The organism is Micromonospora sp. NPDC047620 (assembly GCF_043205005.1).
In the GTDB taxonomy this organism is placed as follows: Bacteria; Actinomycetota; Actinomycetes; order Mycobacteriales; family Micromonosporaceae; genus Micromonospora.
On the sequence record NZ_JBIDDG010000006.1, the window covers coordinates 207,804 to 230,711 of the forward strand.

Annotated in this window: 24 protein-coding genes and 1 pseudogene; 19 read left to right on the forward strand and 6 right to left on the reverse strand. The window is 74.5% G+C overall.

The features are described 5' to 3' along the window. Positions 1-13: 13 nt before the first annotated feature. Positions 14-238: a DMT family transporter gene (locus tag ACGF5C_RS09550; RefSeq protein ID WP_393298861.1), complete on the forward strand. Its 225-nt coding sequence runs from the start codon at positions 14-16 to the stop codon at positions 236-238. A 393-nt stretch (positions 239-631) separates the two neighbouring features. After that, the gene (locus tag ACGF5C_RS09555) at positions 632-2,023 is read left to right on the forward strand and encodes a class I adenylate-forming enzyme family protein (protein WP_393299158.1); all 1,392 of its coding nucleotides are present in this window, start codon (positions 632-634) and stop codon (positions 2,021-2,023) included. On the opposite strand, the gene ACGF5C_RS09560 is transcribed toward ACGF5C_RS09555, so the two are convergent. Continuing rightward, positions 1,954-2,715 carry a 4'-phosphopantetheinyl transferase family protein gene (locus tag ACGF5C_RS09560; protein WP_393298864.1) on the reverse strand — a complete coding sequence of 254 codons (762 nt, stop codon included), beginning with the start codon at positions 2,713-2,715 and terminating at the stop codon, positions 1,954-1,956. The two genes, ACGF5C_RS09555 and ACGF5C_RS09560, sit on opposite strands and share 70 nt — an antisense overlap. A gap of 15 nt (positions 2,716-2,730) precedes the next feature. Between ACGF5C_RS09560 and ACGF5C_RS09565 the strand changes: the two genes are divergently transcribed. The 13 genes from ACGF5C_RS09565 to ACGF5C_RS09625 all read left to right on the forward strand — a co-directional run bounded on the left by ACGF5C_RS09565 (position 2,731) and on the right by ACGF5C_RS09625 (position 15,090). Further along, positions 2,731-2,997: an acyl carrier protein gene (locus tag ACGF5C_RS09565; RefSeq protein ID WP_350685991.1), complete on the forward strand. Its 267-nt coding sequence runs from the start codon at positions 2,731-2,733 to the stop codon at positions 2,995-2,997. Further along, the gene (locus ACGF5C_RS09570) at positions 2,997-3,242 is read left to right on the forward strand and encodes an acyl carrier protein (RefSeq protein ID WP_393298868.1); all 246 of its coding nucleotides are present in this window, start codon (positions 2,997-2,999) and stop codon (positions 3,240-3,242) included. Before ACGF5C_RS09565 ends, ACGF5C_RS09570 begins: the two co-directional genes overlap by 1 nt. Then, the gene (locus tag ACGF5C_RS09575) at positions 3,235-4,317 is read left to right on the forward strand and encodes a beta-ketoacyl synthase N-terminal-like domain-containing protein (RefSeq protein WP_393298871.1); all 1,083 of its coding nucleotides are present in this window, start codon (positions 3,235-3,237) and stop codon (positions 4,315-4,317) included. Before ACGF5C_RS09570 ends, ACGF5C_RS09575 begins: the two co-directional genes overlap by 8 nt. Next, positions 4,314-4,964, forward strand: a complete 651-nt coding sequence (locus tag ACGF5C_RS09580; protein ID WP_393298874.1) for a beta-ketoacyl synthase chain length factor — start codon at positions 4,314-4,316, stop codon at positions 4,962-4,964. Before ACGF5C_RS09575 ends, ACGF5C_RS09580 begins: the two co-directional genes overlap by 4 nt. Then, a complete protein-coding gene (locus tag ACGF5C_RS09585; protein WP_393298877.1) occupies positions 4,961-6,577 on the forward strand; it encodes a class I adenylate-forming enzyme family protein in 1,617 nt (538 codons plus the stop codon). The genes ACGF5C_RS09580 and ACGF5C_RS09585 overlap by 4 nt, the downstream gene beginning before the upstream one ends. Further along, entirely contained in the window at positions 6,574-7,812 is a 1,239-nt protein-coding gene (locus ACGF5C_RS09590; RefSeq protein WP_393298880.1) for a beta-ketoacyl-[acyl-carrier-protein] synthase family protein, read from the forward strand. The genes ACGF5C_RS09585 and ACGF5C_RS09590 overlap by 4 nt, the downstream gene beginning before the upstream one ends. Before the next feature lie 72 nt (positions 7,813-7,884). After that, a complete protein-coding gene (gene hppD, locus ACGF5C_RS09595) occupies positions 7,885-8,997 on the forward strand; it encodes a 4-hydroxyphenylpyruvate dioxygenase (RefSeq protein ID WP_393298883.1) in 1,113 nt (370 codons plus the stop codon). Beyond that, complete coding sequence (locus ACGF5C_RS09600) at positions 8,994-9,923, forward strand: phytanoyl-CoA dioxygenase family protein (RefSeq protein WP_393298886.1); 930 nt, start codon at positions 8,994-8,996, stop codon at positions 9,921-9,923. The genes hppD and ACGF5C_RS09600 overlap by 4 nt, the downstream gene beginning before the upstream one ends. Position 9,924: 1 nt before the next feature. Further along, entirely contained in the window at positions 9,925-10,722 is a 798-nt protein-coding gene (locus ACGF5C_RS09605; protein ID WP_393298889.1) for a DUF3050 domain-containing protein, read from the forward strand. Next, positions 10,719-11,690, forward strand: coding sequence for a thiamine pyrophosphate-dependent dehydrogenase E1 component subunit alpha (locus ACGF5C_RS09610; RefSeq protein WP_393298892.1), 972 nt, complete (start codon positions 10,719-10,721; stop codon positions 11,688-11,690). Before ACGF5C_RS09605 ends, ACGF5C_RS09610 begins: the two co-directional genes overlap by 4 nt. Next, entirely contained in the window at positions 11,691-12,659 is a 969-nt protein-coding gene (locus ACGF5C_RS09615) for an alpha-ketoacid dehydrogenase subunit beta (RefSeq protein ID WP_393298895.1), read from the forward strand. Positions 12,660-12,662: 3 nt separating this feature from the next. Further along, positions 12,663-14,021 carry a hypothetical protein gene (locus ACGF5C_RS09620; RefSeq protein WP_393298898.1) on the forward strand — a complete coding sequence of 453 codons (1,359 nt, stop codon included), beginning with the start codon at positions 12,663-12,665 and terminating at the stop codon, positions 14,019-14,021. Between the two features lie 91 nt (positions 14,022-14,112). Next, positions 14,113-15,090 (forward strand): phosphotransferase family protein, encoded by a 978-nt coding sequence (locus ACGF5C_RS09625; protein ID WP_393298901.1) that lies wholly within the window; start codon positions 14,113-14,115, stop codon positions 15,088-15,090. On the opposite strand, the gene ACGF5C_RS09630 is transcribed toward ACGF5C_RS09625, so the two are convergent. Further along, positions 15,091-15,312: a transposase gene (locus ACGF5C_RS09630; protein WP_393299161.1), complete on the reverse strand. Its 222-nt coding sequence runs from the start codon at positions 15,310-15,312 to the stop codon at positions 15,091-15,093. Between the two features lie 129 nt (positions 15,313-15,441). On the opposite strand from ACGF5C_RS09630, the pseudogene ACGF5C_RS09635 reads away from it, so the two are divergent. Together ACGF5C_RS09635 and ACGF5C_RS09640 are read left to right on the forward strand one after the other, a co-directional pair. Next, positions 15,442-16,476 (forward strand): annotated as a pseudogene (locus ACGF5C_RS09635) (RNA-guided endonuclease InsQ/TnpB family protein); the annotation flags it as partial. Between the two features lie 250 nt (positions 16,477-16,726). Next, a complete protein-coding gene (locus tag ACGF5C_RS09640; RefSeq protein ID WP_393298904.1) occupies positions 16,727-17,053 on the forward strand; it encodes a hypothetical protein in 327 nt (108 codons plus the stop codon). Between the two features lie 47 nt (positions 17,054-17,100). Here the strand turns inward: ACGF5C_RS09640 and ACGF5C_RS09645 are convergent, their stop codons facing one another. Then, positions 17,101-17,793, reverse strand: coding sequence for an SGNH/GDSL hydrolase family protein (locus tag ACGF5C_RS09645; protein ID WP_393298907.1), 693 nt, complete (start codon positions 17,791-17,793; stop codon positions 17,101-17,103). A gap of 199 nt (positions 17,794-17,992) precedes the next feature. On the opposite strand from ACGF5C_RS09645, the gene ACGF5C_RS09650 reads away from it, so the two are divergent. Further along, positions 17,993-19,015, forward strand: coding sequence for a S1 family peptidase (locus ACGF5C_RS09650; RefSeq protein ID WP_393298910.1), 1,023 nt, complete (start codon positions 17,993-17,995; stop codon positions 19,013-19,015). Positions 19,016-19,082: 67 nt separating this feature from the next. Further along, on the forward strand, positions 19,083-19,553 hold the full coding sequence (locus ACGF5C_RS09655) for a dethiobiotin synthetase (protein ID WP_393298913.1): 471 nt from the start codon (positions 19,083-19,085) through the stop codon (positions 19,551-19,553). A 59-nt stretch (positions 19,554-19,612) separates the two neighbouring features. Here the strand turns inward: ACGF5C_RS09655 and ACGF5C_RS09660 are convergent, their stop codons facing one another. Genes ACGF5C_RS09660 through ACGF5C_RS09670 form a run of 3 tightly spaced genes read right to left on the reverse strand, consistent with a single transcriptional unit; the run spans position 19,613 to position 22,836 of the window. After that, positions 19,613-19,999 (reverse strand): MmcQ/YjbR family DNA-binding protein, encoded by a 387-nt coding sequence (locus ACGF5C_RS09660; RefSeq protein WP_393298916.1) that lies wholly within the window; start codon positions 19,997-19,999, stop codon positions 19,613-19,615. A gap of 9 nt (positions 20,000-20,008) precedes the next feature. Further along, positions 20,009-21,244: an MFS transporter gene (locus ACGF5C_RS09665; RefSeq protein ID WP_393298919.1), complete on the reverse strand. Its 1,236-nt coding sequence runs from the start codon at positions 21,242-21,244 to the stop codon at positions 20,009-20,011. Next, a complete protein-coding gene (locus tag ACGF5C_RS09670; protein ID WP_393298922.1) occupies positions 21,241-22,836 on the reverse strand; it encodes a class I adenylate-forming enzyme family protein in 1,596 nt (531 codons plus the stop codon). The genes ACGF5C_RS09665 and ACGF5C_RS09670 overlap by 4 nt, the downstream gene beginning before the upstream one ends. Between the last annotated feature and the right edge of the window lie 72 nt (positions 22,837-22,908).

Sequence of the window (22,908 nt, forward strand, 5' to 3'; positions counted from 1 at the left end):
GGCACGGCGTGCCGTGGCGTACCAGGCTGCCTTCGGGATGCTCTCCCTCGCGGTGCGGGACATCCCGGTCGGCGTCGCGTACGCCATGTGCTCCGGGCTCGGCACGGCCGCGATCGTGGCGATCGGCGCGGTGTTCCCCGGCGAGCCGTTGAGCGTGACCAAGGTGGCCGGCGTCGGCCTGGTCGTCGCCGGGGTGGTCGTGCTCAACCTCGGCGGCACGCACCAGGGCGACGCGTGACGGAACCGGAGGGAGCGCGCCGCGCACGCCCGTCGGTCGGACGGGTCCTCGGCCGCCTGCGCGTCGGCGGGCACCCGGGCGGTCGCCGGGGTCCTGTCGCCAGGTGAGGCCCCACTCGACCGGTGGGCCGGCGGGCCGTGCGGACGGGGCCGGTGGGCCGGCACACCGATCTGCGGACGCACCTCACCCATAGTGAGCGGCGCGCTGCCGTACGCGCCCGATACTGCCTGTCCGATCGAGGGTCTGCAATCCGGCCAGCCGCTTTTTTCGATCTAGCCATTTGCATCTAGTAATGGTTCTCACGGCTGTCGTAGTGTTCCGGCAGCACCCCGAAAGATGCACCCTATGGGCGTACTCGCCCTATTTCAGGCTGGGCGGTGGACGGCGGTGAGCATGGATCGTCCGACAGAAAATCCTGCGGCGGGGACCTCGGAATGGGTCGACGACGTGTTGCTCGCAGGGCCTGCGAACGACATTTGTCTACGACTTCCGGAAGCGGTCGAGCGGGGCACGTTGCGGCGATTGGTCGGCGATGCGCAGACCCGTCTCGCCGCCGCCGGACTGCGCCCCGGCGGGGCCGCCGCGCTCCGCCTGCCGCCGTCCCTGGCGTACGTGGTGAACCTGCTGGCCACCTGGCGCACCGGGGCGCAGGCCGTCCTGCTCGACCACCGCCTCACCGACCACGAGGTGGACCGGGCGCTGGAGCGGCTCACCCCGCAGGTGGTCGTGGCCCCGGTGCGCGGCGGCGGCGGGGCGCTGCGCGTCTTCGTCGACGTCACCGAGGGCGTCACCCCGTACGCCGACCGCCCCGCGGTCAGCGGGCACGCGGTGATCCAGCTCAGCTCGGGCTCCACCGGGCCGTCCAAGGTGATCGGTCGCACCGCCGACGACCTCGTCGCCGAGGTGCACCGCTACACCCGCATCGACGGGGTGGCGCTGCCCGGCGAACGGATCATCCTGCTGCCCTCGATGGTGCACGTGCTCGGCCTGGTCGGCGGCCTGCTCTACGGCCTGCACGCCGGCGTCGAGCTGGTGCCGCCGGAGCGGCTCAGCGGCGACGCCGTGCTGGCCGCGATCGCCGCCGACGACTCACCGGCCACCGTGCTCGGGGTGCCGTTCCACATCGGACTGCTCGCCTCCACCCGGCCCGCGGGGCCGCTGCCGCAGTTCAAGCGGATGACCACCGGCGGCGAGCTGGTCCCGGCCGCTGTCGCCCGCGCCTTCACCGACCGCCACGGCGTGCCGCTGGGCAACATGTACGGGATGACCGAGGTCGGCGTCATCGGCACCGACCTGTACGGGCGGCACCGCCCGTCGATCGCCCCCGCCCCCGGCATCGAGGTCCGCGAGGTCGACGGCGAGCTCCAGGTCAGCTGCCCCGCGTCGCCGTACGTCGGGCTGAGCGACCCGACCCGCTGGGCCGACGGCTGGCTGCACACCCGCGACGCCGGCACGGTCGACCCCGACACCGGGCTGGTCACCGTGCGCGGGCGGCTCGACTCGCAGGTCTCCGTCGGCGGCCTGAAGGTCGACCTCACCGAGGTGGAGACGGCCGTCGCCGGGCTGCCCGGCGTCGCCGCCGCCGTGGTCGTCTGGGACAACGGCATCACCGCGTACGTGCAGCCGGACGGGCCGCTGTCGGAGGAGGTGCTGGACAAGCTGCTCGCCGAGCGGCTGGCCGGCTACAAGCGTCCGCGCACCCTGCACCTGCTGGATCAGCTGCCCCGCACCACGACCGGCAAGCTGGTCCGCTCGGTCGACGCGCTCCGGGCAGCGGCGACGTGACCGGTCCGCCGCGCCGCCCCGACCGTCCCGTCCCCGTCCACCTGGACCTCCAGCACCTCGACCGGCGGCGCGTCGGCGCCGACCACCGCGACCGCCACGACGAGGCCCCCGCCGACCGGCGGGTGCCCGACGCGCAGGCCCGCCACGCCGGGCACCGGCCGCAGCTCGCCGCCCACCGGCGGTGCGCTGTCCGCGTGTCGGTGCGCGCCGGCAGCGGCGGGCACCGGCATCCGCCGGCGCAGGCCGCCGTCGCGCAGCCCCACCCCGAGCGCCTTGCCCACCGCCTCCTTCGCGGTCCACAGCCGCAGGAAGTCCGCCGCCCGGCCGCCGGCGGGCCGCCCGGCCAGCCAGGCCGCCTCGGCCGGGGCGTACCACCGCCGGCCCAGCGCCAGGGCGGGCAGCGGCCGGGACCGCTCCACGTCGACCCCGACCGGACCGGCCAGGCGGGCGGCGACCACCACCACCCGGTCGGCGCGGCTCACACTGACCGACACCTGACAGTCGCCATCGGACGCGCCGACGAGCGGTCGCCCGTGCGGGCCGTGGCCCACCACGATCTGCGCCTCCGCGCGGCCGAGCAGCGTGGCACCCGCCCGCTGCAGCAGCCGCCCGGCCGGGATCGGCCGACCGCCGTCCCCTCGGCCGACCCACACGTACACGGTGTCCCGACCGGGCACCGGTAACTGGCTCACGGAAAGAGGTTAACCATGCGAGCCGAGATCCGCGCCTTCGTCGTCGAGCAGCTCGAGGACATGAACTACGACGTCGAGGGCATCGACGACGAGACCACCCTCGGGCCGTCCGGGGTGGACCTGGAGTCGTTGGCCCTCGCCGACCTGGCCGTGCGGGTGGAGGACCGCTACGGCCTGAAGTTCGCCGACGACGAGTCGGAGAAGCTGGCCCTGATGACGGTCGGCGAGTTCACCACGATGGTCGCCGACCGGGTCGCCGGGGCGACGAGCGACAACTCCTGATGGCCGGTCAGCCCGACCTGGGGCTAGCTGATCTGGTGACCATGCTCGCCGAACTCACCGAGAAGCCGGCCGCCGAGGTCGGCGACCGGATCGGCTCGATGGAACTGGCCTGGCTGGTACACCTCGTCGAGCAGCGCTACGACCGGCGGCTCGACCTCACCGACGACCAGCTCGCCGGCATCCGTACCGTCGACGACGCCCTGGCGGTCTTCCGGACCTCCCTGACCGCCCCCGCCGATGGCTGAACGGGCCGCCGTCCAGCTCACCGGCGTCCACGCGACCAGCGCGCTCGGCAGGGGCCCCGACGCGCAGCTCACCGGCGTCCTGGCCGGGGCGCCCGCGTTCCGGCCGGTGGACCGCTTCGACACGGCGTCGCGCCGGGTCGACGCCGCCGCCACCCTGCCCGACGTCGGCGACCTGGCCGACGAGTTGGCCGAGGCGGTCGACGCCGCCTGCCGGGCCGCCGGGCTCGACGCCGGCCGCCGGGCCGGCACGGCGCTGCTGCTGGCCGTGCACGGCGGCGCGGGCGTGCCGGCGCTGACCACCGGCCTGGCCGCGCGGACCGGGCTCACCGGCCCGACCCGGGCGTACACCACCGCCTGCGTCTCGGCCAGCAGCGCGGTGGCCGACGCCGCGGCCCTGATCCGGCGGGGCGACGTCGAGCGGGCGGTGGTCGCGGCCGGCTACCTGGTCGAGCCGGACCAGTACGCGCTCTTCGACGCCGGCCGTGCCCTCGCCACCGACGGCGCGGTACGCCCGTTCAGCGCCGGCCGCAGCGGGCTGCTGCTCGGCGACGGGATCGCCGCGGTGGTGCTGGAGTCGACGGCCGTCGCCCGGGCGCCGGTGGCCGACCTGCTCGGGTGGGGCCGGGCCGGGGACGCGTTCCACCCCTGCCAGCCGGAGCCGGGCGGGCGCGGCCTGGCCCGCGCGGTCGCCGCGGCGCTGCGCCGGGCCGGGCTGGCGGCGGAGGCGATCGGGTACGTCAACGCCAACGCCACCGGCACCGGCTACAGCGACGCCTCCGAGGCGGCGGCGCTGCGCACGGCGCTCGGCGCGGCGGCGGCGCGGACCCCGGTCAGCTCCACCAAGGCGCTGCACGGGCACGCCCTGGAGGCCTCCGGCCTGCTGGAACTGGTGGTCACCGTGCTCGCCCTGCGGCACGGGAAGCTGCCCGTCAACGCCGGCTGGCTCGGCCCCGACCCGGCCTGCCCGGTCGACGTCATCCGCGACGCGCCCCGGCCGGCCGCCAGCGGGTACGCGCTGAGCCTCAACGCCGCCTTCGGCGGCGCGAACACCGCCCTGCTGGTGGGCGCCGCATGAACGCCGGGAGCGGGCCCGCCGGCACCGACGGCACGCGCCCGGACGGCACGCGCCCGGACGGCACGCGCCCGGACGGCACGCGCCCGGACGGTGGCCAGGCAGTCGCCACCGGGCGCCTCACCGTGCTGGCCGAGGCGGCCTGGCCCGAGCCGGGCGACGGCGCGCCGCCGCCGGTGCCCGGGTTCGTGCACTCCAGCTTCCCGCCCCTGGTCGCGGCGGTCGCCGAGCGTTGCCTGACCCGGGCGTACGACGGGCGACCCGCGCCCGACGGGGAGCGGACCGCGGTCGTGCTGGCCAGCGCGGCGGGCGACCGGGCCAGCGCGGCGCACGTGCGCGCCACGGTCGCCGCCGGCAGCCGGCCCGGGCCGCTGTTCTTCTTCCAGTCGGTGCCCAACAGCGTGGCCGGGCACGTGGCCGCCCGCTGGGGGCTGGGCGGGCCCGTGGTCTGCCTCGCGCCGACCGGGGACCCGCGCGACGAGGGGATCGCCGAGGTCGACCTGCTGCTGCACGACGGTGACGCCGACCGGGCGTTGCTGGTCCTGATCGAACAGGCACCGGACGACGGCGGTGCGCGGGACCCGGGCACCGACGGCGCGCCCGGCGCCCGGGCCGTCGCGGTGCTGCTGGGGGGAGGAGACACACCGTGAGGACCAGGGGACTACGGGGGACGCTGGCCGCCGACGAGGGGATCGGCGCCGGCAACGTGCTGGCCCGGGTGCTGGCGCACGGCGCCGACCCGCAGGGGCCGGGGCTCACCTTCGACACCGCCGTGGACGGCCAGCCGGCCGAGCGGCCGCTCACGCTGGGCCGGCTCGACGAGCGGGTCGCCGCCCGCGCCGCGTGGCTGCACGAGCGGGGGATCACACCGCGCGACCCGGTGGCCGTCTGGGCCACCGCCGCCGCCGACATGGTGCTCAGCTACCTCGCGCTGACCCGGCTCGGCGCGATCCCGGCGCTGATGAACGGCAGGCTGCGCCCCGAGATCGCCGCCGAGTACATCCGCCGGCTGCGCGGCGTCGGGGTGCTCGCCGACGACGCGCACACCGCGCTGCTGGCCGGGCACGACCTCGGCGTGCCGGTGCTCGGCACCCCCGCCGAGGCCGGCACGGGCGACCCGGCCGCCGCACCGGCGCACTACCGGCACCACGCCGACGACCCGGTCGTCATCACCCACACCTCCGGCACCACCGGGGTGCCGAAGGCGGTCCTGCACTCGCACGCGAGCCTCTTCGCGGCCACCCGGCACCTGCTCGCCATGCCGCAGGCGCAGGGCACCAACCGCATCCTCAACGCGCTGCCCGCCCCGCACACCGCCACCGTGCTCATGGTCAACCAGGCCCTCGGCAACCGGGCGGAGATGTTCCTGCTCTCCGACCAGGGCGGCGAGCGGGTCCTGGACGCGATCCAGCGCTGGCGCCCCGACGGGGTGTTCGGCTTCTCCGTCACCTGGGCGGAACTGGCCCGCTTCGACCTGTCCGCGTACGACCTGGACTCGGTGTCGCTGTGGTTCAACACCGGCGACTGCTCGCACGAGCCGCACGTGCGCCGGCTGGTCGCGGTCGGCTCCCGCGACACGGTGACCCGCGACGGGATCACCCGGGTGCCCGGCTCGGTCTTCATCGACGGGCTCGGCTCCAGCGAGATGGGCCACTCGATGTTCCACATCACCCACCGCGCCGACACCGACCGGTACGGCCGCTGCATCGGCCGCCCCTACCGGTTCGCCCGGGTCGCCGTGCTCGACGCCGCGGGCGAGCCGGTGCCGACCGGCGAGGTGGGCTGGCTCGGCATCGACTCGCCGTCGCTGTTCCGCGGCTACTGGAACGACTCGGTCACCACCCACCGGTTCCGCCGGCGCGGCTGGTACCTCACCGGCGACCTGGTGTACGCCGACGACGACGGCCGCTACTACCACATGGACCGGGCCGTCGACTCGGTCGACGTGGGGGACGGCCGGCGGTTCTACACCGCGCTGTCGGAGGAGCGCATCCTCGCCGCCTGCCCGGACGTCACCGACTGCACGGTGGTGATCGTCGCCGAGGCCGGCCGGGTGGTCACCGACGTGCTGCTGGAACTCGCCGCCGGCGCCGACGACGCCGAGGACCGCACCGAGCGGGTCCGGGCGGCGCTCGGACCGGACGTCGGCGCGACCCTGCGCCGGGTGGTGCCGGTCCGGCCCACCGACATCCCGGTCACCGTCACCGGCAAGGTACGCAAGGTGGCCCTGCGGGAGCGCTATCTCACCGAGTCGCCGTCATGACCGCCGTCATCACCGGGATGGGGCTGTTCACCCCCGTCGGTCGGGGCGTCGCGGCGACGTTCGACGCGCTCCGAACCGGGCGGTCCGGGCTGACCCGGCCGCCGGCCGGGCACCCCGCCGCCGGGTCGCTGGACGTCGCCGGCCTGCTCCCGGAGATCGACCCGCGCACCGTCGCCTCCGGGCCGGAGACCCGGGTGCTGGACCGGATCGTCGTGCTCGCCCTGCTCGCCGCCGCCGACGCGCTCGCCGACGCCGGCATCGAGGTGGGCCGGGACGTGGACCCGGGCCGGATCGGGGTGATCGTCGGCGGGGTCGGCGGGATGTCCACCCTGGAGGCGCAGGTGCTGGCCCGGGCGGAGCGGGGCCGCGCCGCCGTCAGCCCGTACCTGCTCACCGGAATCCTGCCGAACATGCCGGCGGCGCGGATCGCCATCGCGCACGGCATCCGCGGCTACACCTCGTCGGTCGGCACCGCCTGCGCCTCCGGCGCCCAGTCGGTCGCTGACGCGGTCCGGCTGATCCGCGCCGGGGAGGCCGACGTGGTGCTGTGCGGGGCCAGCGAGGCGCCGCTGTTCCCGACGTTCGCCGACACCTTCGGCAACGCCCGGGCGCTGGCCCGGGGCTGGGCCGACCCGACGGCGGCGAGCCGGCCGTTCGACGCCCGCCGCAACGGGTTCGTCCTCGCTGAGGGCGCCGCCCTGCTGGTGCTGGAACGCGCCGAGCACGCCGCCGCCCGGGGCGTCACCGGCTACGCCGAGGTCGCCGGGTACGGGGCGACCACCGACGCGTACCACCCGACCGCCCCGCGGCCCGACGGCGCCGGCGCGGCGGAGTGCATGCGGCGCGCGCTGGCCAGCGGCGGCGTGCCCGCCGCGCGGGTCGGCTACGTCAACGCGCACGGCACCGGCACGAAGCTCGGCGACATCGCCGAGACCACCGCCCTGACCGAGGTGTTCGGCGACGGCGGCGTCCCGGTCAGCTCCACCAAGGCGCTCACCGGCCACCTGCTCGGCGCCTCCGGGGTGCTGGAGACGGCGGCCACCGCGCTGGCGCTCGGGCGGGGCCTGCTCCCGCCGACGCACAACCTCGACGACCCGGACCCGGCCTGCCCGGCGGACCACATCCGCAAGGAGCCGCGGGCGACGGACACCGGGTACGCGCTGACCAACTCCTTCGGCTTCGGCGGCCAGAACGTGAGCCTGCTGCTCGCGCGGGCCGCCCGGCCGAGGGCCTGAGACAGGCTCCACCCCCGGGCGGGGCGCGCCCGGGCGGCAGACCACGGGGGACCCGTGGAAAGGGCTGAGGACATGGACATCCGTGGGATAGACCACATCGAACTCTACGTGGGGGACGCCCGGCAGGCGGCCTTCTACTTCGGCCGGGCGGTCGGCTTCCACCTCTGCGGCCAGGGCGGTCCCGAGACCGGGCTGGCCGACCAGCGGTCGCTGCTGCTGTGCCACGCCGACATCCGGATGGTGCTGACCTCCGGGCTCACCGCCGAGCACCCGGCGTCCCGGTACGTGCAGCGGCACGGCGACGGCATCGCCGTGGTCGCGCTGGAGGTCGACGACGCCGCCGGCGCGTACGCCGAGCTGGTGGGCCGCGGGGCGGCGGGGGTGACGCCGCCGACCACCTGGACCGGGCCGGCCGCCGAGGTGGTGACCGCCGAGGTGGGCGGCTTCGGCGACGTGCTGCACCGCCTGGTGTCGCGGCGCGGCGACCGGACCGAGTTCCTGCCCGGGGCGGTCGAGTCGACGCCCCCGGCCGGCGGCAGCGACGACAAGCTGCTCGCCGAGATCGACCACCTGGCGGTCTGCGTGCCGCCGGGTCAGCTCGACGAGACCGTCCGGCACTACCGGGAGGTGTTCGGGTTTGCGGAGATCTTCGCCGAGCACATCGAGGTCGCCGGGCAGGCGATGAACTCCAAGGTGGTGCAGAGCCCGTCGGGGCGGGTCACCCTGGTGCTGTTGGAGCCGGACCGCAGCCGCCGGCCGGGGCAGATCGACGCCTTCCTCGACCAGCACGCCGGTGCGGGGGTGCAGCACCTCGGGCTGCGCACCGACGACATCGTCACCGCCGTCGGCACCCTCGCCGACCGGGGGGTGCGCTTCGCCGGCACCCCCGTCAGCTACTACGACACCCTCGAGGCGCGGGTCGGCCGGGTGGACGCGCCGCTGGACCGGCTGCGCGACCTCGGTGTGCTGGTCGACCGCGACCACGGCGGGCAGCTGCTGCAGATCTTCACCGAGTCCATGCACGTGCGCCGCACGCTCTTCCTGGAGCTGATCGAGCGGCGCGGGGCCCGGACGTTCGGCAGCGGCAACATCAAGGCGCTCTACGAGGCCAAGGAACGGGAACTGGCCGCGGCGGGGGCGACCCCTGCCGTCGCGGCCGCGACACCGCAGGAGGTGCGGGCGTGACCACGACCGAGTTCGAGCCGACACTCACCGCCGAGGAGGAGGCGCTGCTCCCGTCCGACGAGGACGTCGCCTTCTACGCCGAGCACGGCTGGTACCTGTCGAAGAAGCTGTTCACCGACGACGAGGTGGACGCCCTCGCGGCGGCCGCCGACCGCTACTACGACGGCGAGCGGGACCGCCGCCTGCCGGTGCGCCCGCCGAAGCTCGCCTACTGGGAGCCGTCGAAGGGCGCCGTGCAGCGGCACAACGACTACGTCCACCACGAGCACGACGGGCTGGGGGCGATCCTGCGCAAGCCGCTCGTCGGCGCGGTCGCCGCCCGGCTCGCGCGGACCACCGAGATCCGCGTCTTCCAGTCCACGCTGATCTACAAGCCGCCGATCTCCGGCGAGCCGTCCAACATCGTGCCCTGGCACTTCGACAAGCACTACTGGGCGTCCTCGTCGTCGGAGAGCATGCTCACCGCGTTCATCCCGTTCCACGACTGCGGGGAGGAGATGGGCACCATCACCATGGTCGACGGCTCGCACCGCTGGCAGGAGATCGGCGCGGACGACACGGTGGTGCGCCACTTCGCCGACCGCGACCGCGACCAGCTGGAGGAGATGCTCGCCGAGAACGCGGCCCACAACGGCGCCGAGATCCGCAAGGTGCCGATGGTGATCCCCAAGGGACACATGAGCTTCCACCACTGCCGCACATACCACGGCAGCGGCGCCAACGTCAGCGGCCGCCCGCGCCGGGCGATCTCGCTGCACCTGCAGGACGGCGACAACGCGTGGCGGGAGTACCCGCTCTCCGACGGCACGCTCGCCGCGTACAACCACGACGTGCTGGTCCGCCGCACCCCCGACGGGCGGCCGGACTACGCGGACCCCGAATACTGCCCGGTCATCTGGCGCCACCGCGCCCAACAGGGAGGCTGACATGTCACGTTACGACTGGGGAAAGACGCACCCGGGCATCGAGCGGCTGGAGAAGGCGGTGACCGACCGCCGCGACGTGGTGGTCCGGCACCCGCTCTACGCCAACCTCGACACCCACGAGGCGCTGGTCACCTTCATGGAGCACCACGTCTTCGCCGTGTGGGACTTCATGTCCCTGCTGAAGTCGTTGCAGCGGCAGCTCACCTGCGTCACCGTGCCATGGATCCCGACCGGGCCGACCGGCAGCCGCCGCCTGATCAACGACATCGTGATGGTGGAGGAGAGCGACGAGCTGGGCGACGGCTACATCAGCCACTTCGAGCTGTACGTGCAGGGCATGCGGGAGGCCGGCGCCGACACCACGGCCGTGGAGAAGCTGATCGACCTGCTGCGGGCGGGCCGGCCGGTGGCCGAGGCGCTGGTCGACGCCGGCGTGCCCGGGCCGTCCACGGCGTTCGCCGGCACCACCTGGCGGATCATCGAGGACACCCCCGTGCACTGCCAGGCGGCGGCGTTCGCCTTCGGCCGGGAGGACCTGATCCCCGACATGTTCGCCCAGGTCGTCGCCGTCAATGAGCGCAGCCGCAAGCTGCACAAGTTCGTCGACTACCTGGAGCGGCACATCGAGGTCGACGGCGAGCAGCACACCCCGATGGCGATGCAGATGCTCGCCGACCTGTGCGGCGACGACGACACCAAGTGGCAGGAGTGCGCCGACACCGTCAACACCGCGCTCGCCGCCCGGGCGAAGCTCTGGGACGACATCCTCGCCGCCGTCAAGGAGGGGCGCGAGCGGTGACCGACGCCGACCCGGTCCGGCTCTACCGGACGGTACGGCTGATCCGCCGGTTCGAGGAGCGGGCCGTCGAGCTGGTCCGCTCCGGGCACGTCGTCGGCGGCATCCACCCGTACCTCGGGCAGGAGGGGATCGCCGCCGGGGTGTGCGCCGCCCTGGGTGCCGACGACGTCGTCGCCGGCACCCACCGGGGGCACGGGCACGTGCTCGCCAAGGGCGCCGACCCGGCCCGGATGCTCGCCGAGCTGTGCGGCCGGGTCACCGGCCTCAACGCCGGCCGGGGCGGCTCGATGCACGCCGCCGACTTCGGCGTCGGCGTGCTCGGCGCCAACGCCATCGTCGGCGCGTCCGGGGCGATCATCACCGGCGCCGTGTGGGCGCGCCGACGGCGCGGCGACGACACCGTCGGGGTGAGCTTCTTCGGCGACGGCGCGGTCAACGAGGGGATGCTGCTGGAGGCGTTCAACCTGGCCGCGCTGTGGCGGGTGCCGGTGCTGTTCGTCTGCGAGAACAACGGCTACGCCACCACCATGCCCGTCGCGGGCGCGGTCGCCGGCAGCATCCCCGGCCGCGCCGTCGCGTTCGGCATCCCGGCCGCCGTCGTGGACGGCCAGGACCCCGAGGCGGTACGCGACGCCGCGGCGGCTGCCGTCGACCGGATGCGTGCCGGCGGCGGCCCCGAGCTGATCGAGGCCCGGACCTACCGGTTCGACGCCCACCACACCTTCGAGCACGCGGTACGCCTCGACTACCGCCCGCCCGACGAGGTGGCCCGGGGCCGGTCCCGGGACCCGGTGGACATCCAGGGCGGGCGGCTGCCCGCCGACGCGCGGGCCGAGGTCGACGCCGAGGTCGAAGCCACGCTGGACGCGGCCGTCGAGTTCGCCCTCGCCGGTCCCGAGCCGGACCCGGCCGACGCCCTGGCGCACCTGTACGCCAGCGGGCTGACCGCCCGCACCGGAGGTGGGTAGATGCCCAGACTGTCCTACCGCAAGGCGCTCACCCGGGCGCTCGCCGACGAGTTGGCCCGCGACGAGTCGGTGTTCCTGCTCGGCGAGGACATCCGGGTGGCCGCCTCGAACGTCACGGCCGGGCTGTTCAAGCGGTTCGGCCCCGAACGGGTGCTCGACACCCCGCTGTCGGAGCAGGCGTTCACCAGCTTCGCCACGGGCGCGGCGCTGGCCGGGATGCGGCCGGTGGTCGAGTTCCAGATCCCGTCGCTGCTGTTCCTGGTCTTCGAGCAGATCGTCAACCACGCGCACAAGTTCCCGCTGATGACCGGCGGGCAGTGCGCCGCACCGGTCACCTACCTGGTGCCCGGCTCCGGTTCCCGGACGGGCTGGGCGGGCCAGCACTCCGACCACCCGTACAGCCTCTTCGCCCATGTCGGGGTGACCACGGTGGTGCCGGCCACCCCGGCCGACGCGTACGGGCTGCTGGTGTCGGCGGTGCGGTGCGACGACCCGGTGGTGGTCTTCGCCCCGGCCGGGGCGCTCGACGTCCGCGACGACGTGGACCTCGCCGCGCTGGCTCCGGTGCCGCTGGGCCGGGGCCGGGTGCGCCGCTTCGGCGACGACGTGACCGTGGTCGCGGTCGGGCACCTGGTGCACGACGCGCTCGCGGTCGCCGAGGAGTTGGCCGACCAGGTGTCGGTGGAGGTGTTCGACCCCCGCACCCTGTACCCGTTCGACTGGGACTCACTCGCCGAGTCGGTGTCGCGGACCGGGCGGCTGGTGGTGGTGGACGACTCCAACCGCTCCTGCGGCATCGCCGGGGAGATCATCGCGACCATGGTCGAGCGGGTGCGCCTGGTCGCGCCGCCGCGCCGCGTCACCCGCCCCGACGGCGCGGTGCTGCCGTTCGCCCCGGGGCTGGACCGGGCCGTGCAGCCGAGCCGCGAGCAACTCGTGGCCGCCATCCAACACGTGATGAAGGACTGATGTATGACCGACGCTGACTACCGCTGGCCCTCCGCCGCGCGGGCGTGGCTCGACCTGCCCGCGCCGATCCGCGCCGAGATGGTGGCCGCCGGGGCGGAGTCCTGGCGGGAGATCTTCGACGGCCGGGCCACGTACAACAAGCAGTGGCGGCTGGCCCGGCCGCCGGTGATGGACGAGACCTCGCTCGGCGTGCTCAACGCCGTCTCCGACCGCCTCGCCCAGCTCGTCTTCGAGGCGTGCCGGCGGCGGGCCGGCACGGCGGGGGAGCTGCGCCGGCTGCTGAACGTGCCCGACGGCGAAACCCGGCTGCTCGACGACGACGAGCCGTTGACCGAGGCGCTGCTGGACGCGTTCCGGCCGGACGTGCTGCTCTCCGACGGGGTGCCCCGGTTCGTGGAGTACAACATCGACAGCAGCCTCGGCGGGGCGTTCGACGCGGACACCACGGTGCGTCGCTTCGTCGACGTCTACCGGCGGCGCGGCCTCACCGACCGCATCCGGCTGGCGGCGGCGCCCTCGGCGGTGGACCAGCGGTTCGCCGCGATCCGCGCCGGGCTCGACCTGCCCGAGGGCGCCCGGGTCGCCATGCTGATCGACTTCGACGCCGAGTACCCGGGCCTGGACGACCCGCAGCGGTTCTTCCGGCTGCTGTCGCCGGTGGTCGAGCGGGCCGCCGCGTCCGGCATGGACCTGGTCATCGCGCCGGTCTCCCAGGTGACCCTCGACGACGGGAAACGGCTGGTCGTCGGCGGCGCCCCGGTCGACGGTATGTTCCGCCTCTTCGTGCCCAACCGGGTCACCCCGAGCGCCGGGGTGGACGCCCTGGAGGCGGGGCTGGCGGCCGGGACGGTGCCGATGTGGGTGTCGGCGGCGGCCTGGCTGATCGCCAACAAGCGGGCCTTCGCCTGGCTCTGGGAGGACGCCGACGCGCTGGCGCCGGCGGACCGGGACCTGGTCCAGCGGTACGTGCCGCGGACCTGGTCGCTGACCGCCGACCTGCTCGACCGGGCGGTGGCCGACCGGCCGGGCCTGGTGGCGAAGCCGGCCGACGGCTCCGCCGGGGTGGACGTGCTGATCGGCCGGGAGACCGACGCCGACGCGTGGCGGGACGGGCTGACCCGGGCCGTCGAGCGGGGCGGCTTCATCCTCCAGGAGTACGTGAAGGCCGACGACGTCCCGCTGGACTTCGTGCACATCGAGACCGGCGAGACGGTCGGCACGGAGGTGCCGTACAGCATCGCCCCGTACCTGTTCGGTCGCCGGGCCGCCGGCGCCTGCATCCGCACCGGCTTCCCCGGCTGCGACGGCGTGCTCAACCTGGCTCGCGGCGTCCTCCTCTCCGGCCTCCTGGTGGTCGACTGACCGGGCCCGGTGACGGTGGGACGGCCGGATGCCGGCCGTCCCACCCGGAAACGCGCTTCCCAGCCGGGTGCCGCCGGGGCAGGATTGCCGAGTGGACGGGACGCGGGTGGAACTGGCAATCGACGACCTGCGTCCGGTGGCGTGGGCGGCGTGCGGACGCGGCCGGAAACTGTTCTCGGCCGAGCGGCTGACCGGCGGCACGAAGAAGGGCGTCTACCGGCTGACCCTGGACGACGGCTCCACCGTTGTCGCGTACGTGTGGCACCCGGCGGAGGACTACTGGCCCGCCCGGGTGGCCCCGGCACCCGACGACCCGTTCGGGCACGCTACCGGGGCTGGCCTGTTCGCGGCGGCGCACCGGGAGTTCATCGCCGCCGGGGTGCGGGTGCCCCGGCTGCTGCTCGCCCCCACCGAGGGCCTGCTGCCGGGCGAGGTCGCCGTGGTGGAGGACGTGCGGGGCGGCACCCTGCAGGATCTGCGCCGCCGCGACCCGCGACGTGCCCGGGCGGTGCTGGCCCGGCTCGGCGCCGCCGTGCGGGCCATGCACTGCCGGCGCCGCGACCGGTACGGCCGGCCGAGGCTCGACGGGCCGGCGCCGGGCCGGCCGGTGGAGCGGCTCGTCCTCGACCGGGCGCTGCACGACCTGGCCGAGGCCGCTGCCCGCGTCGAGCGGATCGCGGCCGTGCGGCAGCGCCTCGCCGACGCCCTCACCGAGCGGTACGCCGCCGTGCCGCCCCGGTCCCGGTACGGCCTGATCCACGGGGAACTCGGGCCGGACCACGTGCTCGTCGACGACCGGGACCGTCCGGTGCTGGTCGACATCGAGGGCGCCACGTTCCTCGACGTGGAGTGGGAGCACGCCTTCCTCGATCTGCGCTTCGGCGACGACTACCCCGCCCTGGCCGTCGACGGTCTCGACGGGCACCGGCTGCGCCTCTACCGGCTCGCGCTGCACCTGTCGCTGGTGGCGGGCCCGCTGCGGCTGCTCGACGGCGACTTCCCGGACCGGGCCGGCATGCTCGCCATCGTCGAGCACAACATCACCGAGACGCTGGCCCAGCTCCCCTGATCACATCATCCGGTTCGAATTGAGTGCTCCCTGCCAAAGCGCCGCCGCCTGCACGCTACCAAGATGCGGGCCAGTGCTCCGTCCTTTCACCAGCCGGGCGAGGGTGACCTTGGGCGGGAACTTGACCAGCAGGTGCGCATGTTCAGCCTCACCGTTGAACTCGACCAGTTCGCACTCGAAGTCGGCGCACCCCTGCCCGCATGGTCTCCTCCATGCGGGCAGGTGTCAGTCGGTGAATGCCCTGTGTCGGAACTTGGTCACGAAGACCAGGTGGGCGTGCAGGGGAAGATGCAGTGTCTGCCAGTTCGAACGCTGCCGACATCGTCGTAGGTCAACGCTAGATTGTCTGGTGTGCAGCTGCGGTACAACTATCGCGTCTATCCGACGCCCGTCCAGCAGGAAGCGTTGGCGCGGGCGTTCGGGTGCGCGCGCGTGGTGTTTAATGATGGGCTGCGCGCACGTCAGCAGGCCCGTGAGCGGGGCTTGCCGTACCTGTCGGACGGCGAGCTGTCCAAGCGGGTCATCACCGAGGCCAAGCGCACCCCGCAACGGGCGTGGCTGGGTGAGGTTTCGGCGGTGGTGTTGCAGCAGGCCCTCGCGGACTTGAACATCGCCTACCGCAATTTCTTCGCCTCGATCACGGGCAAGCGTAAGGGCCGCAGGGTTGCGTCGCCGCGGTTGCGGTCCCGCAAGGACAACCGGCAGGCGATCCGCTTCACCAGGAACGCCCGCTTTTGTGTGCTGGACAGCGGCCGGCTGCGGCTGCCGAAGATCGGTGACCTGCACGTGCGTTGGTCACGTCAGCTTCCGGCCGAACCGTCCTCGGTCACGGTGATCCGGGACGCGGCAGGCCGGTATTTCGCCTCGTTCGTCGTGCGGGTGGACGCTCCGCCGTTGCCGCCGGTCGCATCCGAGGTGGGTATCGACCTCGGGCTGACGCATTTCGCCGTGCTGTCGGATGGCACGAAGGTCGCCGCGCCGAAGTTCGGGCGCCGCGCGGCTCGCAAGCTGCGCCGGTTGCAGCAGGACCTTTCCCGCAAGGCCAAGGGCTCGGCCAACCGCAAGAAGGCCGTGGCCAGGGTCGCCCGCGCGCATGCCCGGGTGGCCGACACGCGCCGGGACTGGCAGCACAAGCTCTCGACTCGGATCGTCCGCGAGAACCAAGCGGTGTACGTCGAGGACCTGTGCGTCGTTGGTCTCGGCCGGACCCGGCTCGCGAAGTCCGTGCACGATGCGGGCTGGGCGTCCTTCGTCGGGATGCTGGAGTACAAGGCCGCCCGCGCCGGGCGCATCTTCGGCAAGATCGACCGGTTCGCGCCCACGTCGCAGACCTGCTCTGCGTGCGGACGCCTCGACGGACCGAAGCCGCTGTCCGTCCGATCGTGGACCTGCCCCTGCGGTGCGACCCACGACCGGGACGTCAACGCGGCCAAGAACGTGTTGGCCCAGGGACGCTGGGACAACTCAAACGCCTGTGGAGCGCAGGTAAGACCGGCACCCGTGCCGGCACCGCGCCGAGAAGCAGGAATCCACTCGGGCGCTGCGCGCTGTTCTGCGCACAGCGCGGAGGGAATCCCCGTCCTTAGGACGGGGAGAACGTCAAAACTCCTCTTTCTTCAGCCCGCTGAGCGCCGAGATGGCAGCGGTCTGGACGGCCGCGCATCTGCGGGGAGGGATCCCGCTGCCGTCCAGGGAGCGGATGCGGGAGCAGGTGCGTACGCGGCTGGCCTGGATGGCGGCGCGGACCCACGGGCAGCACGCCCGCGGCACGAGCATCATCCCGTTCTCGATGCACAACATCGACGAGGTGCTCGACGATCTCGGGCTCAACCTCGGCCCGCTGGCCCGCGCCCGGCAGTGGCTGCTGCCCGTCGACCCGCGCGCCTACCGGAGGGTCACGCCCCGCATGATCCGGCGCACCGCCGCGACGGCGACCCGGGAGTCAGCGAACCAGCCCGCCTGACAAGGGGGAAGGAACAGCAGCCGCCGGGACCTCCACCGAGCTGCCCGTCAGCCCGGGTGTCGGGCGGTCGTGAGGTGGGCGCCGAGGCGGCGGACGGTCTCGGCGGCGGCGATGGCGTCGCTGCGGGCGCTGCCGTGCCGGCCGTCGCTGCTGTAGATCGACGGGTCGGCGGTGAGCGGGTGGTCGGTGAGCCGCACGTGCAGGGTGCCGAGCCGCTCCGCGAGCGCGCCGGTGTGCGCGGAGAGCCGCCGCATCCGCTCGGCCAGACCGGCCCGGTGCCGCTCGGGCACCGCCGGGCTGTGCGAGACGTCGAACATGCCGACGGTGATCACGTCCGCGTCGGCGGCCTGCAACGCCTCGATCATGGCGGTCAGCTCCGCGTCGACCGCGTCGGCGTCGTACGCCGGGTGGAAGGCGTCGTTGCCACCGCACACCACCAGCGCCAGGTCGGGCCGGAACGCCAGCGCCGGGGCGAGCTGGGTGGCGCACACCTCGTGCGCCCGCAGCCCGCGCAGCCCGAGGTTCAGGTACGCCAGCTCGGGCCGCACGGCGCGCAGCTCGGCGGCGACCCGGTCCGCCCACTGCACGTCGGGGTAGCCGTCGACGGGCTCGCAGAGCCCCTCGGCCACGCTGTCGCCGAGCACGGCGAAGCGCCGCCACGGGTGGTCGCGCAGCAGGGCGACGCTCTCCCCGTCGCGGAGGCACCACGGATCCGTCGATTCGGTCAGCGTCGATGGCATGAGCGCACGCTAGTCGACCCGGTCGCCGTCGGCCAGCGGCCGACACAGTACTAGGCGCCCCGGTCGACGCCCCGGCGCACCGCGGGCGAACAACCGGCGAACAAACCTCGTGCCGCCCCCTTTACGTTGCCGTTGATCGATGTGAATATGTGCACATCGATCGGCAGCGAGCCGGTCCAGCCCTCCCCGGGAGGTACGCGTGAGACTCACTCGACGTGGCGTGATGTCCGCCGTCGCCGTCGCCTGCCTCGGCGCCACCATGGCCGTGTCGCCGGCCCACGCCGCACCCGCCGTCCTGACCGCCGACGGAGCGTCCAGCCTCGCCGCCGGCCTCGGCCCCGATCGCACCGCCGGCTCCTACGTGGACGCCGCCTCGGGGCGTACGGTCGTCGCCGTCACCGACGAGGCCGCCGCCGCCACGGTCCGCGCCGCTGGCGGCGTCGCCCGCCTGGTCACCCACAGCACCCGCGCCCTGGAGGCCGCGCAGACCCGGGTGGACCTGGGCGTCACCGGCACCGCCCTCTGGGTCGACCCGGTCAGCAACCAGGTGGTCGTCGGCGTGGACAACACGGTCGGTGCCGCCCAGCTGGCCCGCATCCGCGCCGCGGTGGCCGCCGCCGGCGGCACGGCGCGGGTCACCCCGCTCGCCGGCACGCTCAGCATGCGGATCTCCGGCGGCGACGCCATCTACGGCGGCGGCTACCGCTGCTCGCTCGGCTTCAACGTGCGCAGCGGCAGCACCTACTACTTCCTCACCGCCGGGCACTGCACCGACGTGGTCTCCGCCTGGTACGCCAACTCGGCCCAGAGCACCAAGCTCGGCGACCGCACCGGCACCAGCTTCCCGGGCAACGACTACGGCATCGTCCGCTACACCAACACCTCGGTCGCCATCGACGGCTCGGTGGGCTCGCAGGACATCACCGCCGCCGGGAACGCGTCCGTCGGCCAGCAGGTGACCCGGCGGGGCAGCACCACCGGCACCCACAGCGGCACGGTCACCGGCCTCAACGCCACCGTCCGGTACGCCGAGGGCACCGTGCGGGGCATGATCGCCACCAACGTCTGCGCCGAGCCCGGCGACAGCGGCGGCCCGCTCTACTCGGGCAGCACCGCGCTCGGCCTGACCTCGGGCGGCAGCGGCAACTGCCGCACCGGCGGCACCACCTTCTTCCAGCCCGTCACCGAGGCGCTCAGCAAGTACGGCGTCTCCGTGTTCTGACCCGACCGACCGTGGCGCCCCGGCGGATCCCCCCGGGGCGCCACGTCGCGTCGGGCATCATGGCGGCATGGTGCAGGTGGCGGTGTGCGGGCCGGCGACCGCGTCGGGCGCCGAACTGGCGTACGCCCGCCGGGTGGGTGAGCTGCTCGCCGAGCGCGGCGCCACCGTGCTCTGCGGGGGTGGCGGCGGGGTGATGTCCGCCGTCGCCGCCGGCGCCCGTTCCCGCGCCGGCCTGGTCATCGGCGTACGCCCCGACGACGGCACCGCGCCCGGCCCCGTGGCGGACGTGTCGGCCACGGTCGTCACCAACATGGGCCAGGCGCGCAACGCGGTCCTGGTGTGGAGCGCCGACGCGGTGATCGCGGTCGGCGGCTCGTGGGGGACGCTGTCCGAGATGGCGCTGGGCATGCGGCGCGGCGGCATCCCGGTCGTGGTGCTCGGCGGCTGGCGGATCCTGGACGCCGACGGCACGCCCGTCACCGGACTGCGGCACGTGTCCACCCCGGAGGAGGCGGTCTCGGCGGCGCTGCCGGGTTGACGTCGTCGCCTCGTCGGAACCGTGCCGTGGCGGGCCGACGCCGGGGCGGGTCAGCGGTGCTACCCGGCCCGGTACGCCGCCGCGAGGCGCTTCGGCGCCCGGTCCTGCCACGCCTCGACGACCAGCTCGGTCAGCTCGTCGGGGTCGATCCGGTCGAGCCGGACCAGGACGGCCGGGTAGCCGTCGAAGTGCGGGACGGTGAAGTAGACGCCGGGGTCATCGGCGAGCAGCGCCTCCTTCGCCCCCAGGTCCGGCACCCGCACGCCGAGGACCGGGCCGTCGGGCGCCGCCGCCCCGAGGGCGTCGAGGTCGGCGCGGCGCAGCGGGCGCTCCCAGACGAACGCCCGGTCCCGGACCTTCCACGCCGGCGCCCCCTGGTAGGAGGGATGCTCGCTCGTCTCCGGCAGCCCCAACGCGATGCGGCGTACGTCCTCCCACGTGGCCATGCCCCGACCCTACGCCTGACCCACGACGCGCGGTTCCCGCTCGGCCGGCGCCGGGGCCGGCCGGGGGCGGAGACCGGGCAGCAGCGGCAGCAGGGTGACCACCAGGCAGAACACGGTCATCACCAGCAGGGCGGGGCGGAGGCCGAGCGCGGTCACCGACCAGCCGCCCAGCAGCGCGCCCAGCGGCAGGCCCGCGAACGCCAGCGACCCCGCCAGCCCGATCACCCGGGTCTGCAACTCGGGCGGCACCCGCTCGTAGATCGCCACGCCGAGCAGCGGGTTCACCGCCGCGATGCCGATGCCGGACGCGAACGTCACCGCCAGCACCACCGCCAGCTCCTCGCTCAGCACCAGGACCAGCAGCCGAGGGGCGCCGCTGACCGCCGCCCCGACCACGAAGGCCAGGTACCGGGGCAGCCGGGGGCCGTACGCGGTGAACAGCAGGTTCCCCAGCAGGGCGCCCGCCGAGAACGCGCCCAGCACCAGGCCCAGCCCGACCGGGCTGCGCAGCACCTCGGCCACCCAGAGCGGGATGTAGACGGCGACGCTCGCGTTGACCACCATGTTCAGCGCCGAGATCACCAGCAGCATGGTCAGCAGCATCCGGTCGCGGCCGAGGTAGCGGAACCCGCCCGCCAGCGCGCGCAGGTAGCCCTCCGGCCGTACGGGTGCCGCCGGGGGCGCCGGCGGCCGGACGAGCAGCCCGACCAGGAGTGCGCAGACGGCGAAGCTGGCGGCGTCGATGATGATCGCCTGGGTCACGCCGAACCACCAGATGAGCAGCCCGCCCAGCCCCGCGCCGAGCAGGGTGACCACCCGACCGAGCCCGTCGTAGACGGAGGTCAGCCGGATCAGTTGCACCCCGGCGGCCTCGGCGGCCGGGCGGAACATGACGTGCTTGACCCGGTCGCCGACGCCCCGCAGTGCGCCCACGAGGGCGACCAGCGCGACCAGCGCGCCGAAGCCCAGCCACGGGGTGAGGGCCACCGCGACCATCAGCCCCGCGCTGCCCACGTCGGCCAGGATCGAGGTGCGGCGCAGCCCGATCCGGTCCGCCCAGGGGGTGCCCAGCGCGCCGGAGAGCAGGTAGGGCAGCGTCTCGGCGGCGGCCACCGCGCCCATCTTCGCGGGGCTGCCGGTGGTCTCCAGCACCAGCCACGGGATCGCCACCACGGAGACCCGGCTGCCCAGGTTGGAGATCAGGTCGGCGGCGACCAGGGTGGTCAGTTCCCGCCGGGGCGTCACGCCACGCTGCCGATCGACGCCTCCGGGTGCTCCACCGCGCTCGGGTGGGCCTCGACGTACCGGGCCCGCAGCGCGCGCTTGTCCACCTTGTTCGAGCGGTTGAGCGGCAGTCGGTCGACGAACTCGACCCCGCCCGGCGCCCAGGTGTCGCTGAGCGCGGCGGTGACCAGGTCGACCAGCTCCCGCGCGGTCACCGTCGCGTCGGGCGCCGGCACCACGTAGGCGTACGGCAGCTCGCCGGCGACCTCGTCCGGCACGCCGATCACCGCGGCGGCGCGGACCTGCGGGTGCCCGGCCAGGACGTCCTCGATGGGGCGGGAGTAGATCGGCCAGCTGCGCCGCCGGGTGAGGATCCGGTCCTGTGACCGGTCGACGAGGTAGAGGTAGCCGTCGGCGTCGACGTGCCCGATGTCGCGGGTGCGGACCCAGCCGTCGACCAGCGTCTCGGCGGTCAGCTCGGGCCGGCCGTGGTAGCCGGCGAAGCGCAGGCCGGTGTGCACCCACACCTCGCCGTTCTCGCCGGGCGGCAGCACGGTGCCGTCCTCGGCGCGGATCTCGACGCGCACGTCCCCGTACGGCCGACCACAGGAGCGCAGCCGCTCCGGGTGCTCCGGGTCGTCGGTCAGCCCCGGCAGGGCGGTGATCACCACCGCCTCGCTGAGTCCGTACACGATGCGCAGCACCGGGCCGAAGCGGGCGACGGCCTGGCGCAGCCGGGCGGGAGCGGCGGGCCCGGCGCCCACGTTGAACATGAACATGGCGGAGAAGTCCGCGCCGTCCAGCGCCGGGTGGTCGAGCACCTCGTAGAGCATCGGCGGGGTGACGAAGGTGGAGTTGATGCGCTCCCGCCCGACGGTCTCGATGAACCGCGCCGGGTCCCAGCCGTCGCGGGGGAACAGCACCCCGCCGGTGAACAGGTTGAACAGCGTGGTGATCTGGCCGCTGGCCAGCCACATCGGCGAGTGCGACAGGTGCCGCAGCAGCGGGTACCCGGCGGCGCGGAAGTCGGCGGCCAGGGCGAGGATCTGCGCGTAGAAGCTCTCCCGGTGGTGCACCAGCTTGGGCGTGCCGGTGGTGCCGCTGGTCTGGAGGAAGGACTCCGGCGCCGGCACCCGCGCCGGCAGGTCGTCCCCCGGCGCGGGATGCGCACCGTCGGTGAGGTCCGGGCCCGCGCCGCCCGGGCCGAGGCAGAGGACCGGCACGCCGGGCAGCCCGGCGGCCAGCTCCGGGCCCAGGCTCGCGGGGTCGCGGGCGTCGTAGACGAAGGCGTCGGGGCGGGCCAGCCGGACGAACTCGGCCACCTCGCGGCGGGAGGTGACCGGCGCGATCCACATCGTCCGGCAGCCCAGCAGGTGCAGGGCGAGCTGCACCAGCGGCCCCTCCACCGGGTTGCCGAGCGCGACCAGCACCCCGTCGCCCGGCCGTACGCCGTGCCCGCGCAGCGTCGCGGCCAGCCGGCGCACCTCGGCGGCGACGTCGGCGTAGCTGAGCCGGTGCCCGCCGCCGACCAGCGCCTCCCGGTCACCGAAGTCGGCGAACAGCTCCAGTGCCCGGTGTACGTAGCCGTTCCGTCGCTCCGGTCCGTCAGTCATCCCGCAGCCCCCATCGGCGAAGTGGAGTGGCCGTCCGCCGGCCAGCCCGGGGACGGCGCGGCGGGGTGGGCG

Bases quoted from the DNA above. Each gene is read 5' to 3' on its own strand.
- ACGF5C_RS09575 (WP_393298871.1), top strand. From the start codon at position 3,235: ATGGCTGAACGGGCCGCCGTCCAGCTCACCGGCGTCCACGCGACCAGC.
- ACGF5C_RS09580 (WP_393298874.1), top strand. From the start codon at position 4,314: ATGAACGCCGGGAGCGGGCCCGCCGGCACCGACGGCACGCGCCCGGAC.
- ACGF5C_RS09640 (WP_393298904.1), top strand. From the start codon at position 16,727: ATGGCAGCGGTCTGGACGGCCGCGCATCTGCGGGGAGGGATCCCGCTG.
- ACGF5C_RS09605 (WP_393298889.1), top strand. From the start codon at position 9,925: ATGTCACGTTACGACTGGGGAAAGACGCACCCGGGCATCGAGCGGCTG.
- ACGF5C_RS09620 (WP_393298898.1), top strand. From the start codon at position 12,663: ATGACCGACGCTGACTACCGCTGGCCCTCCGCCGCGCGGGCGTGGCTC.
- ACGF5C_RS09655 (WP_393298913.1), top strand. From the start codon at position 19,083: ATGGTGCAGGTGGCGGTGTGCGGGCCGGCGACCGCGTCGGGCGCCGAA.
- ACGF5C_RS09570 (WP_393298868.1), top strand. From the start codon at position 2,997: ATGGCCGGTCAGCCCGACCTGGGGCTAGCTGATCTGGTGACCATGCTC.
- ACGF5C_RS09565 (WP_350685991.1), top strand. From the start codon at position 2,731: ATGCGAGCCGAGATCCGCGCCTTCGTCGTCGAGCAGCTCGAGGACATG.
- hppD (WP_393298883.1), top strand. From the start codon at position 7,885: ATGGACATCCGTGGGATAGACCACATCGAACTCTACGTGGGGGACGCC.
- ACGF5C_RS09660 (WP_393298916.1), bottom strand. From the start codon at position 19,999: ATGGCCACGTGGGAGGACGTACGCCGCATCGCGTTGGGGCTGCCGGAG.
- ACGF5C_RS09555 (WP_393299158.1), top strand. From the start codon at position 632: ATGGATCGTCCGACAGAAAATCCTGCGGCGGGGACCTCGGAATGGGTC.
- ACGF5C_RS09590 (WP_393298880.1), top strand. From the start codon at position 6,574: ATGACCGCCGTCATCACCGGGATGGGGCTGTTCACCCCCGTCGGTCGG.
- ACGF5C_RS09670 (WP_393298922.1), bottom strand. From the start codon at position 22,836: ATGACTGACGGACCGGAGCGACGGAACGGCTACGTACACCGGGCACTG.
- ACGF5C_RS09645 (WP_393298907.1), bottom strand. From the start codon at position 17,793: ATGCCATCGACGCTGACCGAATCGACGGATCCGTGGTGCCTCCGCGAC.
- ACGF5C_RS09615 (WP_393298895.1), top strand. From the start codon at position 11,691: ATGCCCAGACTGTCCTACCGCAAGGCGCTCACCCGGGCGCTCGCCGAC.